The organism is Exiguobacterium sp. AT1b, from assembly GCF_000023045.1.
GTDB lineage: Bacteria > Bacillota > Bacilli > Exiguobacteriales > Exiguobacteriaceae > Exiguobacterium.
The window spans coordinates 1,088,643-1,101,921 of the sequence record NC_012673.1; the positions used below are offsets into that span (position 1 = coordinate 1,088,643).

At 53.9% G+C, this 13,279-nt stretch carries 14 protein-coding genes and 1 other annotated feature; of the genes, 5 read left to right on the forward strand and 9 right to left on the reverse strand.

Annotated elements, in window-relative coordinates; translation table 11 throughout:
* Positions 1–49: 49 nt before the first annotated feature.
* Together EAT1B_RS05525 and EAT1B_RS05530 are read right to left on the reverse strand one after the other, a co-directional pair.
* Positions 50–1,360: an Ig-like domain-containing protein gene (locus EAT1B_RS05525; protein WP_012727157.1), complete on the reverse strand. Its 1,311-nt coding sequence runs from the start codon at positions 1,358–1,360 to the stop codon at positions 50–52.
* Positions 1,361–1,529: 169 nt separating this feature from the next.
* Positions 1,530–1,904: a nuclear transport factor 2 family protein gene (locus EAT1B_RS05530; RefSeq protein WP_143180225.1), complete on the reverse strand. Its 375-nt coding sequence runs from the start codon at positions 1,902–1,904 to the stop codon at positions 1,530–1,532.
* Between the two features lie 163 nt (positions 1,905–2,067).
* Here EAT1B_RS05530 and EAT1B_RS05535 point away from each other — a divergent pair, with 163 nt between their 5' ends.
* The 5 genes from EAT1B_RS05535 (at position 2,068) to EAT1B_RS05555 (ending at position 7,138) form a co-directional block, all read left to right on the forward strand.
* Entirely contained in the window at positions 2,068–4,299 is a 2,232-nt protein-coding gene (locus EAT1B_RS05535) for a C40 family peptidase (protein WP_148209458.1), read from the forward strand.
* A 12-nt stretch (positions 4,300–4,311) separates the two neighbouring features.
* Positions 4,312–4,596 (forward strand): hypothetical protein, encoded by a 285-nt coding sequence (locus EAT1B_RS05540; RefSeq protein WP_012727160.1) that lies wholly within the window; start codon positions 4,312–4,314, stop codon positions 4,594–4,596.
* 35 nt (positions 4,597–4,631) lie between these two features.
* A complete protein-coding gene (locus EAT1B_RS05545) occupies positions 4,632–4,898 on the forward strand; it encodes a hypothetical protein (protein ID WP_012727161.1) in 267 nt (88 codons plus the stop codon).
* 49 nt (positions 4,899–4,947) lie between these two features.
* Positions 4,948–5,179, forward strand: a binding site (T-box leader).
* Between the two features lie 55 nt (positions 5,180–5,234).
* A complete protein-coding gene (gene trpE / locus EAT1B_RS05550) occupies positions 5,235–6,566 on the forward strand; it encodes an anthranilate synthase component I (RefSeq protein ID WP_012727163.1) in 1,332 nt (443 codons plus the stop codon).
* Positions 6,563–7,138 (forward strand): aminodeoxychorismate/anthranilate synthase component II, encoded by a 576-nt coding sequence (locus tag EAT1B_RS05555; protein ID WP_012727164.1) that lies wholly within the window; start codon positions 6,563–6,565, stop codon positions 7,136–7,138. The genes trpE and EAT1B_RS05555 overlap by 4 nt, the downstream gene beginning before the upstream one ends.
* 3 nt (positions 7,139–7,141) lie before the next feature.
* Here the strand turns inward: EAT1B_RS05555 and EAT1B_RS05560 are convergent, their stop codons facing one another.
* The 7 genes from EAT1B_RS05560 to EAT1B_RS05595 all read right to left on the reverse strand — a co-directional run bounded on the left by EAT1B_RS05560 (position 7,142) and on the right by EAT1B_RS05595 (position 13,169).
* Entirely contained in the window at positions 7,142–7,837 is a 696-nt protein-coding gene (locus EAT1B_RS05560; RefSeq protein ID WP_012727165.1) for a ferredoxin--NADP reductase, read from the reverse strand.
* Between the two features lie 88 nt (positions 7,838–7,925).
* Positions 7,926–8,678, reverse strand: a complete 753-nt coding sequence (locus tag EAT1B_RS05565) for an ABC transporter ATP-binding protein (RefSeq protein WP_012727166.1) — start codon at positions 8,676–8,678, stop codon at positions 7,926–7,928.
* A complete protein-coding gene (locus EAT1B_RS05570) occupies positions 8,675–9,733 on the reverse strand; it encodes an iron chelate uptake ABC transporter family permease subunit (RefSeq protein ID WP_012727167.1) in 1,059 nt (352 codons plus the stop codon). Before EAT1B_RS05570 ends, EAT1B_RS05565 begins: the two co-directional genes overlap by 4 nt.
* Positions 9,730–10,734, reverse strand: coding sequence for an ABC transporter permease (locus EAT1B_RS05575; protein WP_012727168.1), 1,005 nt, complete (start codon positions 10,732–10,734; stop codon positions 9,730–9,732). The genes EAT1B_RS05570 and EAT1B_RS05575 overlap by 4 nt, the downstream gene beginning before the upstream one ends.
* 9 nt (positions 10,735–10,743) lie before the next feature.
* On the reverse strand, positions 10,744–11,754 hold the full coding sequence (locus tag EAT1B_RS05580; protein ID WP_041917931.1) for a siderophore ABC transporter substrate-binding protein: 1,011 nt from the start codon (positions 11,752–11,754) through the stop codon (positions 10,744–10,746).
* A gap of 564 nt (positions 11,755–12,318) precedes the next feature.
* On the reverse strand, positions 12,319–12,606 hold the full coding sequence (locus EAT1B_RS05590; protein ID WP_012727171.1) for a hypothetical protein: 288 nt from the start codon (positions 12,604–12,606) through the stop codon (positions 12,319–12,321).
* Positions 12,603–13,169: a zinc dependent phospholipase C family protein gene (locus tag EAT1B_RS05595; RefSeq protein WP_012727172.1), complete on the reverse strand. Its 567-nt coding sequence runs from the start codon at positions 13,167–13,169 to the stop codon at positions 12,603–12,605. The genes EAT1B_RS05590 and EAT1B_RS05595 overlap by 4 nt, the downstream gene beginning before the upstream one ends.
* Positions 13,170–13,279 lie beyond the last annotated feature (110 nt).

Here is a 13,279-nt window from a genome sequence, read left to right on the forward strand (position 1 = left end):
TGCAACTCCGTTCACCAAAAAGACCGGTGTCTCCACCGGTCCTAAGGAATTAGTATCCTGCGTATTGAAGCGATTGGATGAATGCGCGTTTCTCCGCACCCGATAGGTTGAACTCGAGGTCGTAATCCGTTCCTTGGACCATGACCGTGATCCGGTTTTCCGGACGGACGTACTTGTCGACGAAGCTGATGAGTTTCGAATCTGGCTGGAACAAGTATGACTCTTCGACCGAGCCGTCCTCATACTCTTCATAGTAGACTTCATAATCGTTGATGTTTTGAGAATAGGTCGCACGACCGACACGGAGCGTCAACTTCTCAAATCCAGCGACCGAGCCATCCTCCGTGTAGCTGCTGAGGAGGAAGCCGAGGCCCGACTTCGACGGATGTCCGACGAAGAGTGGCACGAACGTGTCCGCGTATTTCGTCGTCGAATCTGCATAGAAGACTTCTTTATGAACCGTCAACTTCATGCCTTCCATGTAGACACGATGGAAGTTGTTATAGAGCGCGTGCTGTACCGTGATCGCCTTCGGTTGGCTGACGTTGCCTGCACCGTCACGGATGACGAGTGACATCTTCTGCCCCATCGCTTGACGCGGGATTTTCACGATGAACTTCCCGGTCGACATGACCGGTGCCGTGTATGACTTCGTACCGATCTTGACGATGGCCGTCGCAAATGGTTCGGCTTTTCCGAAGACGCCGTATGATGCCGCCGTCACCGATTGAGTCAATGTCGCCGGCTTTGGTGCGATGCGGTCTTTATAGACACTGCGTTTCGAGACGTCGCTCGTCGCACCTTTCGTCGTAATCGTCTTCGCCGAAAGCCATGAGTAGGCCGGTTGCGGCGCGATGCCACGGCGATAGAGACCGTTCGCATCGAACTTCCCTTTATACGTGTTGCTGCCGATTGAGAGCTCGACGTATTGTCCCGGCTCCCCGACGACGCGCACTTCACGCGACGTTTCCGTCAACGGTTTGATGACCGGTGCGTCCGGACGTGCTTCTGGGTCTTCGGCGACGATGGCGCGTGTCGTCTCACTGATGTTGCCGCTCGCGTCGACGAGACGGACGTCGATGACTTTGCCGACCGACTGTGGTGACATCTTGAAGACGGCCTCGCCACCTTCAAGGATCGTACGGACGTACGTCTTGCCGTTGATCAAGATCTCCGCTTTCGCAGCCACTTCACCAGTGATCGTGAGTGATGTCGATGTGTGGAGTGGTGCAGATAATACAGGTGCGTCAGGTGCAGTCACGTCTTCCGTCGTTTCTGCGTTGACGATTGTCGAAGGCGCGATACCTCCGAATGCGAGTGTGGCAGCTAGGAAAAGTGCTGCATATTTCGGTTGCTTCATAATAAGTAGGGTCCCCCTCAAGAATAATGACAATCGTTTACAAATTTATTATAATCTGTCCTTTTTAAAAAGGGTACATAATTTTTTCTAAAATAGGCATATATTTTTCAAATTCACATTTCCTTCATTTAATAAAAAAGACACTCCATTGATGGGAGTGCCTGAACGCTTAGCCTTCGTTGATCATCGTCGCCTGTCCGCCTTGCCATAACCAGACGCCATCTTCTTTCACATAAAGATGAAGCATCCAGAACCGACCTTCGTAGGCGTTCGTGCCGAGGATGAATTTTTCTTCTAACAAAAGTTGGACGACGGCGAGGTCGCCGCGTACCGTCTCATCGAACGTGACCGTGTCCTGTGCGATCCATTGAATCGCTGTCGGGTCGACGAACTGGTCCAAGAACGTCTCTTTATCGAACTGACGCCCGCTCGAATCGACATATCGGAACGAGTCGTGCATGAGCGCCCGCATCGCGTCGAGATCGCCGGCCACCTGATGGGCCGACCGGTCGTCAGAAAGTTGTTTCATGTTGAGTGTCTCCATAGTTGTCCCTTCCTTTCCCCGTTTATCATAGCACAGATGGTCGAAAACGAACGAGTGGAATGCTGATCACAGATTCCTTCAATCATTTCCCTTTTATCGAAATAAACAACCTTTTTCACCTCCACTATGTATATACTAAAAAATGTAAATTTCATGAATCGAGGTGGAACGTTTGAAACGAATCTTCAGTTTGCTTGTTCTCTTTACTTTTTATTGGACTCTCACCGCACAGGCGGTCGGGTCCGACGCCATGCTCCCTACCGGCACGACGCTCTATGCCGACCCGGAGGAATCCAGTATCCTGCTCGTCACGAATGAGCCGAAGCGTGTCGACATCCAGGACGTGACCGAGACCCATACGTCCGTCACGGTCGATACGCAGAACGGATTCGTTCGAAATGACGACGTCCGATATGCCGTCACACGTTACACCCAGACGGAAACGGATGCGCTCGACGCTTCCGGTAACCCCGTCGCAACCCTCCCAATCGGGACAGCCGTCGACGTCTTTGACCTCGAAGGCGACCTTCTCCTCACGACGGACGGAACGTATGTCGCCCGTGACGCCCTCGGCGAGAAGATGCCGGAAGCCGTGACCCGCTACGCGAAAGCAGGTGCGGTCGTCTTGTCCGCTCCAGACGGGGAAACAATCGCCGAGCTTGAAGCCGGGCAGACGCTCGACGGTTTTGTCGTCGGTTCGATGCTTCGCATCGAGACGGCGGAAGGCTTCGGCTATGTCACCTTAGATGCGACGAGCACTCGTCCGATCAAGACGGGCACCCAGTTCGTCTTGACGACATCGCCTTACACCGATGCGTCCGGCAAGATCATCGGCTCCCTCGTCCGCGGTGAACAGACGAGCGTCTATGGCACCATCGGAGACAGCGCCCGGCTCTTCAAAGACGGCGCCTACGTCTATATGAAACGCGACGTGCTCGCCGACAAGATGCCACGCTACACGAAGACCGGCAGCCGCTATGCGCTCGCCGCGATCAACGTCTATCAGGAAATGGACAAGAAACAAGTCGTCGGGTCGCTGAAACGGAGTCAGCTCGTCACCATTTACGGGACGGACGGTGACTTCACACGCATCTATACGCGCGGCCAGTTCCTGTTCGTCGAGACAAAATCGCTCGGCAAGACAAAACCGGCACCGCTCAAGACAGGTGAACGATACATCACGAAAGACACGCCGGTCTACGCACGGACGGTCCTGTCGTCGAAGACGTCCCTCAGCCTGAAGCGCGGACAACTCGTCACCATTTACGGGACGAAGGGCAATTATACCCGCATCTTTACGCAAGGGAACTACTACTTTATCCCGACGAGCGTGACGAGCACGAAAAAACCGCCTCGCTTCGAATCGACGGGCATGCGGTACTCTCGTTATAACGAGGTCGAAGTGTACGCCTCGACGTCCGTCGTGAAACAAGTCGGTTCTTTGAAACGCGGGCAAATCGTCGAAACGTTCGGGACGAGCGGCTACTACACGCGCATCCGTCTGAACGGGACGTATCGCTATGTCGCGACGGGCTACCTCGCCGTCTCGAAACCGACCGCGAAGCCGAAGGCAGGAACGGTCTTCTATACACAGTTCAACGGGACGCCGTACTTCTCGGCTGACGTCGCATACGGTCGTCCGGCCGGCACATTGCCACGCGGGACGAAACTTGTCGGGCTCCGCTCGATCGATGCCGACTTCTGGCACGTCCGTCTTCCGTCCGGGAAACGCGTCTACGTGTTGAACCCATATATCGCCGAGACGAAACCGAAGGCGATCCAACCGGCGAGCGTCTATACGGCCGCCCATTACGGGACGACGAAGAAGACGCCGTTCTACGCCAACCCGAACGACACTCGTCCGATCGGCTATCTCGATGCCGGTCGTCGCATCTACCCACGTGGGAAGAGTGGCGACTCGTATCTCATCCAGTACGACTGGCGTCCCGTCTACGTCAAGACGAAAGACATTCGCATCAAGCAGGATGCCTTGTTGAAGAAACGGGACAATTCCCAAAAAGAGCGTCTGATCAACGCCGCCGTGAAACATCTCGGAACGCCGTACACATGGGGCTCGCAGTCCCCGCTGAACGGTGGGTTCGACTGTTCCGGTCTCATCCATTATGCGGCGAACCAGGCCGGGAAGATCGGCGGTCGCACGAACGTGTCGGGCTATTGGTATAGCGGACACTTCAAGAACAAACGGACAGGGATCACGAGTGGTCGTCGCGGGGACATCATCTTCTTCGCCGGCACATACAAATCGGGTCCGTCCCACATCGGCATCATGCTCGATGACGAGTTCTTCATCCATGCCGGGGGCGAGATGCTTCAAATCAACTCGATCCATGACCCGATGTGGCGCCCATATTTCCTAGGGTACAAATCGTTATAAGGGGGATGCTCCATGTTTGACTATATCGATCCGTTCTTATGGCAACTCGTCATCGTTCCGATCCTCACCATCGGCGGCGGTGTCGTAGCCGCCATGATCATGAAACGAATCTGGGTCGGCCCTGTGGTGACGTTCTTGTTGAACGCCATCATCGAATTGACGTACTTTGCCGTCTATTATGACCACAGTCCGTTCGATGTCAGCCATCTCAGTTCGTGGAATATCATCTTCCCGCTGATTTCACTCTTGTTCTCGTTCATCTTCGTCGGATTGTTGAAAACGAAGAAATCTATCTGATGTGTCATGTCTAATCATTAAAAGGAGGACACTCCATGTTTCACTATATTGACCCATATCTTTGGCAGCTCGTGATTGTCCCAACGTTGACAATCGGACTAGGGGTCGCCATCGCATTACACTTGAAGCGCTTGTCTATCGCTCCCTTGGTCACCCTGATTGCCTACTTGGGCATGGAGTGGTTCATGTATCGGGGCACCCTCTTCTTCTATACGAAGTGGTGGCTCCTCCCCCTCCTGGCATTGGGGATCACGTTCACGTTCATCGGAAAACGTCAGGTGGAGCATGCTTCGATCAAATGATGCTTGACAATGCATCTTTATCCCGTTAAAGTAACGATAACATTCATACGAACTCGCGATGAGAAAGAAGAGTAGCGCGAAGGGACGTCTCCAGAAAGCCGGTGGTCGATGCGAACCGGTGTCGTGCCTTGCGTGAATGGGCTTTTGAGCGTTCAGACCGACATGTAGGCTCTGACGGGTCCTCCCGTTATCGGGGACAGCGAATGATGGTTCGCGATGAGTGGGAAGACAAGGCGTCTTTCAACGAAGGTGGCAACACGGGGAATCTCCTCGTCCTTCATGTCCGATTGGGCATGCGGGACGGGGAGATTTTTTTAGTTTAAGGAGGAGATGTTGATGCAACAACGGATGATCAATGGTGACGAACTCACACCGGTGGCAATCTTCCACCGGCTGCAAGGTGAACGAAAGGTATTACTCGAGAGTCGCGCGGAAGGCAAGCACGGCCGCTACTCCATCATCGCGGCGAACCCGGTCGAGACGATCCGAGTCGATGGGAACGACGTGACAGATGCAACGGGGACGGTCTATGCGGACGACCCGCTCCATGCCTTATCCGAACGCATCACACGTGACGACTTCACTGCACCGTACCCGTTCATCGGCGGTGCCGTCGGCTATATCGGCTACGACTTGCTTCGGGTATATGAACCGATCCCAAACACGCCGACCGTGACGCGTGATTTGCCGGACGCCCTCTTCCAGCGCTATGAGACGATTGTCTTATATGACCACCTCGAGGAACAGGTCATCCTGATCGATACGAGTGAGACGGATGCGACGATGCGACTCGAGTCCATCCGGGAACAGCTCGAGACACCGGAGACGCACGCCCTCGAACCAGTCGTCCGGACGAGCGAGCGCATCTTGACGCCGAAGGACGAATTTATCGACCGTGTGCTCCAGGCAAAAGAGGCGATCCTTGCGGGCGAGGTGTTCCAACTCGTCTTGTCGCAACGAATCGACGCGACGTTCACCGGGGACCCATTCCACTTTTACCGGACGCTGCGGAAACAAAATCCGAGTCCGTACTTGTTCTACATCGACCTCGGGGAAGCAATCGTCCTCGGTGCATCACCGGAGAGTCTCGTCCGGGTCGAGAACGGCAAAGTGACGACGAACCCGATCGCCGGGACACGCCCACGTGGGAAGACCGTCGAGGAAGACATGCGTCACGCGGAGTCACTCCTTCAAGACGAGAAAGAACTCGCCGAGCATCGGATGCTCCTCGACCTTGGACGGAACGATATCGGGCGGGTCGCGAAAGTCGGCACGGTTACCATCCCGAAACACATCGAGCTCGAACGATTCAAAAACGTGATGCATCTCGTCTCCGAAGTCGAAGGGGATTTACGTGACGATGTGACCCCAATCGATGCGCTCCGTGCCTGTCTTCCGGCAGGTACCGTCTCCGGGGCTCCAAAGATTCGGGCGATGCAGTTGATCGACGAGCTTGAGACGGTGAAACGGGAAGTCTACGCCGGGGCGGTCGGCTATCTCGACGTCCGGGGCGGATTCGACTTCGCCCTTGCCATCCGGACGATGGTCGTCCAAGGTGACACGGCCCACGTCCAAGCCGGCGCCGGCATCGTCTATGACTCAGACCCGGTATCGGAATATGAAGAAACGCTGCATAAAGCCAAATCCCTATTGGAGGTGTTCGCATGATTCTCCTCATCGACAACTACGATTCGTTCACGTATAACGTCTATCAGGACGTCGCCCGCTTCAGTGACGTCTGCGTCATCCGGAATGATGAACATACTATAGAAGAAATCCGTCGCATGAACCCGAGTGGCATCATCCTTTCTCCCGGTCCCGGTGGTCCCAAAGACGCCGGTGTCTCGCTCGCGGTCGTGCGACAACTGTCCGGTTACATCCCGATTCTCGGGGTCTGTCTCGGTCACCAGGTCATCGCTGAGGCGTTCGGTGGAGTCGTCGGTCGGGCGAACGAGGTGATGCATGGGAAAGTCTCACGGATCAATACGGTGCCAGGCGTCCTCTTCGATGGCTTGTCGATGGACGTCATGCGCTATCACTCGCTCGTCGTACAAGAGACCGAACTGACGGTCACGGCCGAGACGACAGACGGTGTCATCATGGCACTCGAGCACCCGACGCATCCGACGTACGGCGTCCAGTTCCACCCCGAATCGATCGGAACGCCGGACGGACGTGGCATCTTCGAGCGCTTCGTCCAACTGTGCACGAAAAAACCGGGGCACGTGTCCCCGGTTTGAGTGTCAGCCTAAAAAGTCTTCTCGCTGAAAATCATGTTTGTCGATTTTGATATTGTCACAGGCCACCCCGTTCGTCCGGAGCACCTGGATCGTTTCACGCAACAGCTCGTCACTGCCGACGATGTAGAACAAGGCGTCCTTGTCGGATGCCATCCTCTCCACGCGCTCGTAGTAGTCTTTCCGACTCGGGACGAACTCTGACGTGAAGTGCTCGTTCGATTCGAAGACGTCACCGAACAGATACGCCTTCGACGAATCGACGTTTAACGAATGGAGGTGCGGGACACCTTCACCGTTCGCCAAGTACTCGAGGACGATCGGACGGAATGTCGCGAGTCCGACACCTGCCGATAGGAGATAGACGTTCTTCCCGCTCCGTTCAAGTGGGACGTTCGAATGTGTCTTGAACAAGGCGACCTTGTCCCCCGGTACCATGTCGCGAAGGATCGATTTGAACGTCGAGCATTCGGACTTGATGCGGGTCGTGATGCCGATCGCCCCTTCGTGTGGCAATGTCGAGATCGACATATGGCGGACGAGGCTTCGGTCCGGCTTGTCCCCGGCGTTGAACCCTTCGAGCGCGAGGTGCGTGTGCGCCCCCTCTTGCCACGTGAACTCAGGTGGCAAGGCGAGATGGAACGTGTATGTATCCGGTGCCTCGGCCACGACTTTGGTGATCGGTGTCCAGTCAATTTTCATGTGAATCCTCCTTAGTTTGATGTAACTGAAGTATTGATAATACTGCGGTTTAAAGTTACCGTTGTACAACGATTCAATTTCTGATGACTCAGTACACCGCAATCGGCCCATACGGCCCTTCGATGATTTCCAGTTTCGTCTCAAAAATATCGGATAGAATCTTCGCGTCCATGATCTCATCGACCGTTCCGAACGCAGCGATCTGTCCGTCTTTCATCGCACAGATGCGGTCCGAATATTTCGCCGCGAAGTTGATGTCGTGGAGCACCGTGACGATCGTCCGTCCGAACTCGTCGGCGACGTGGCGCAAATACTCCATCATCTGTACCGAACGAGCGATGTCCAAGTTGTTGAGCGGCTCATCGAGGAGGACGTATTCCGTCTCCTGACAGAGCACCATCGCCACATACGCACGCTGCCTTTGTCCCCCTGAGAGCTCGTCGAGATAGCGGTTCTCGAGCGCGGTCAAATCGAGGAAGTCGATATATTTCGAGATGATGGCCTCGTCCTCTTTTGTGAGGCGCCCTTTCGAGTATGGGAAACGTCCGAACCCGGCGAGTTGTCGGACCGTGAGCCGTGTCACGAAGTGGTTCTCTTGGCGCAGGATGGTGATGATTTTCGCCAAGTCTTTCGACTTCGTGCTCGACACATCCATGCCGGCGACTTGGATCTGACCCTCGTCTAAGTTGAGCAACCGTCCGATCATCATGAGTGTCGTCGATTTGCCCGCTCCGTTGGGTCCAATCAATGAAGTGAATCCGGCTTTCGGGATATCGAGCGTGAGTGGTCCGATGTGGACATCGTCTGTATACGATTTTTTGACTTGTTCGATTTGAATCATAGCGACCTCTTCCTTAGAATGACGGCCAAGAAGATGAGTCCGCCGAACAGTTCGATGATGACGGAGACGACACTTGGCGTCTGGAATATGTGATACATGAAGAAATATGCGCTCGTCAGGACGAAGAACCCTAGGGCGAACGCCATCGGAAAGACGTACTTATGGTCATACGTCGAGGCGACCTGATAGCTGAGCGTCGCGACTAAGAATCCGAAGAACGTGAGCGGTCCGATGAGCGCCGTCGAGACGGACATGAGGAGTGAGATCAGGACGAGCGTGTAGATGACACTCCTCCGATGGTTCACCCCGAACGTCGTCGCGACGTCCTTACCGAGTGCGACGATATTCAATCGATTCGAGAACAGGAACAAGAGTGTCCCGGCGATGACGACGATTGGGATGACGATGGGAAAGTACGCCACGTCGGCATTCGTCACCGAACCGAACAGCCGCGCCTGCAGGATATCGAACTCGGACGGGGCGAGCATACGGCGCATGAACGATGACACCGAGTTCAGACCCGTCCCGATGATGATCCCGATGAGCAGCATGAGCTGCAGGTTGGCGTATTTCCCTGACAAGAGCCATCCGTAAAGGAGGAGACTCATCGTCACCATGAGGCCGACCTGTGTCAAGAAGGCGCTTGTCCCCGAGAAGCCGATCAACGCCCCTGCCCCGAAGAAGAAGACCATGCTCGTCTGAATCGTCGAGTACAGCGCGTCGAATCCAAGGAGTGATGGCGTGATGATGCGGTTGTTCGTCACGGAGTGGAATGCGACCGTCGCAAGACTTTGACAGAGTGCCGCAATCAACATCGTGACGATGGCGACGATTCGCCGTTCCACGACCGGCACGAATGACGGAGAGTCCATCGGGACCGGATTGTTATAAAGGAGAAGCCCGAGCGCACACAACAGTCCGCCGAGAATGAAGGCACTTAAGAAGACCCAATAGCGCCTGCTCGCCCGTTTCGATTGAAACGCCGAGGCGTGACGTTCTTCTCTCAATTCCCCAATCGAGACTTCGACGCCGTCTCGTTCTATGACCGTACTCATCGAACCCCTCCTTTCTTCCGTTGTCGCATCAAGATCATGATGAAGACGACTGCCCCGACCGTCCCGAGAATCAAGGAGACCGGGAGTTCGAACGGCATGATGATCGTCCGTGAGATCAAGTCACTGACGAGAATCGCACCCATCCCGACTAGACAGACCCATGGCAGGTTGCTGCGCAAATCATCCCCACGGAACATCGAGACGAGGTTCGGGACGATGAGTCCAAGGAACGGCAAATTCCCGATGACCGTCGCCACGACACCGACCGATAAGGCGATGAGCCCCGTCGCCATCATCATGAGCTGGTTATAGTTCACGCCGAGACTCGTCGCGATGTCTTCCCCTAATCCCGCGAGCGTCAAGCGATTCGCCAGTAAGAAGATGAGTACCGTCACGACGATGATGACCCATAGATACTCGTAGCGCCCGATTTGCACCGAGGCGAACGAACCGACGAACCAGCCCTCGATCGCCTGGCTTGCCCGGAAGAATAGACCGAGGAACGTCGAGATAGCGGAGATGACCGCCCCTAACATGAGCCCGATGATCGGCACGATGAGCGATGAACGAAGTTTGACCGAACGCAAGAACCAGAAGAAGACCATCGTCCCGATAAACGAGAAGACGATTGCCCCGGTCATACGCATCATGAGGCTCGGTGCCGGTACGAGTAAATAAACGGTGAGCAGTCCGAGTCCCGCCCATTCGAGCGTCCCCGTCGTCGTCGGTTCGACGAGTCGGTTTTGCGTGATGAGCTGCATGACGAGCCCCGCCATCGCCATCGCCGCACCCGTCAGCATGAGGGCGACCGTCCGTGGGACACGGGTGATCCAAAACATATCGAAGCCGTCTGTCCGTGACAGATCGTACACCCCGGTAAAAAGCGACAGCACCGCCAAACCGAGGACGATGATCACGGTGAACACGAACGACTTCGTACACAATCTAGAAAAGGAGGGCTGAGACATCGTCTCAACCCTGGCTGTCAATGGTTTTTGCATGACGGAACCTTACTTCGCGAGCGCTTCCGTGACACTGTTGAAGAATTCCGCGTACGTTTGAATCGATTCGTTCAAGTACGTGTCTTTCGGGGCATAGACGATTTGCTCTTTCGTCACAGCCGTCGTCTTTTGAAGCGCCGGCGCGTTGTCGATCACGTCTTCGGCTGGTACTGCGCCTTCTGCGTCACCGAGTGGTGCGTCACGGTCGAGAACGAACAACCAGTCTGGGTTGCTTTCCGCGATGGCTTCGACGGATACTTCGTCACCTTCATGGTCACCTGTCGTCTTCTCGACTTCAAGGGCTGGGACCCATCCGAAGATGTCGTACATCGGTCCGAACACGCGTCCCGTTACCGGTGCTGAGAACCCGATGTCTCCGCCCGATACGATGACCGACATGATTGTGTCTTTTCCGTTGTATGCCGCTTTCGCGTCTTCAATCGACTTGTCGAGGTCAGCGACGATGGCTTCGGCTTCTGTGTTTTTGTCAAAGATTTTTCCGAGTGTGAGTGTCGTGTCTGTCAATCCTTTGACTAAAATCTCACCCGGTGTGCCTGAATCTTCTGGGATCTCGATGTTCAAATCGATGACCGCTGCTTCCGGTACCAACTTTTTGATGTCCTCGTAGTAATCCGCGAAACGTTGACCGACGATGACGACGTCCGGGTCAACTCCTGCAATCGCCTCTAAGTTCGGCTCGAAGTGCATGCCGACGTCTGCGATGTCTTTATCTGATGCATATGGCGACTCTGCTGGAAGGAGTCCGATTGGTGCCGCCACCAAGTCGATGTCCCATGCTGCCAATGTTTCAAACGTCCGGTTATCAAGGGCGACGACCTTCTCCGGGTTGACCGGTACCTCGATTGTGCCGTGTGCGTCTGTAATTTCGACCGTCTCTGTCTTTGTTGCGCCGTCGACGTTTTCTTCTTTCTTCGTCTCACTCGTTCCGCCACATGCGGCGAGTACGAAGACGAGCAACGTCAACATGAGTGAAATCTTGAATTTCCCCACTTCATCCATCTCCTCTGTATGTAAGTTTCAATGATCCTCCCACCAAAAACGAGCCACGTTGGTTATGTATGTCTATTCTCGCGTTCTCGTTATCAGTGATAATGATTATCATTGTCGTTTTCATCAAGTAGCATAACAAACAAAATTAGGATACGCAATGCCAATTTGACAAGATTCGGATAGGAAAAAATTTCTTTCTATAGATGCACGCACAAAAAAAGAAAGTGGAGGTCCACTTTCTCGGTTGAGTTCACATCATTTAGTTTAAGGCTCAATCTTTATCGTGCCGTGCCCTCTTTTTACCTCGAAACACAATATAGGTGATGAACCAAACACATGTGATTGTGAACGCCAATAATACGGTTTGTGTAATCCCTCTCGGTAGAAGGTCTACCACGAAAAATAAGGATAAAATGACCGAAAAAATGAGATGTCCAAATCGTAAATCATCGTCCAAATCTCGCCAATAGATAATTAAAAGGACGATTGCTACCGGGGCCATGAGGGCTGCTAATATGAAAAATGGTACGCGACGCATTAGAAACGGAATGTTCTTAGGTTCATCCATCTATCTCACGCCTCCGAGATTCCGTTCGCCAACAGCAACAGGAAAATCCAAATTGACAATGGAATCATCAACCCGATTGTCGCAAGCAGCGTGTAGATTTTAATGATTCGATCCTTCGTGAACAGACCCCAAATCAACGTGGCGAACAAGGCGATGTCAATCGCGAGATATACCCAAATGACCATCATCAATTCGAGGTTCGGGAATACCCGACCGTTCAAGGTGAGGAAGGTGATCACCGTCACGATAAAGAGTCCGAGCGTTGCGTATAATGGTGCGTATCGCTTGTTCATACGAGCATCGCCCGCTTCCGTTTGACCATCTCAAGACAGCGGCGGACACACGTATCCACGTAGCCATCCAATTGATGCGGGAGGAACATCGTGTACGTCCCCTCCTCCGTCATCGCCGCGTCCCGCTCGATTTTCTCGACCAGTTCAACGAGCTCTGGATTTCCTTTTAAGCGTTCAAAATCGAACATCCCGAGTCGGTCCGAGAGACGAGCATTATGTGCATCAAAGTCCGCATAATAGGCCGCCTGTTTTGACGGGTCCTGGGTGATGAGCTCTTTCAACCAACCTTTATAGAATCCTTGCAACCAAATCTCATCCGCGACGAGATGCGCGTAATAGCCGAGTCGATATGAGAAGTCTTCCTCCTTGCTGTCAATCCAATATTGGGACAGATCCAAGCGTCGAGATAAATCATCATGGCGTCCTGCGTAGTAATGGGATGCCTCTTTGTCTGTCGTTGCATCCGGTGCGAGACTACCAAGCAAAAATGCGACCTCATCAATCTCCGATAACGCTGGTAACATCTCGTTCGCGATGACGAGATGCATCAAATGTGAACCCATGTCACGCCCCCTTTTCCCTGATTATTCCATCAATGTTCTATCTCGACAACCCCTCGCAAATTTTGATAGACTAACTTTACTGAACGGTCAGTAAAGTCTTGAAAGGTGTG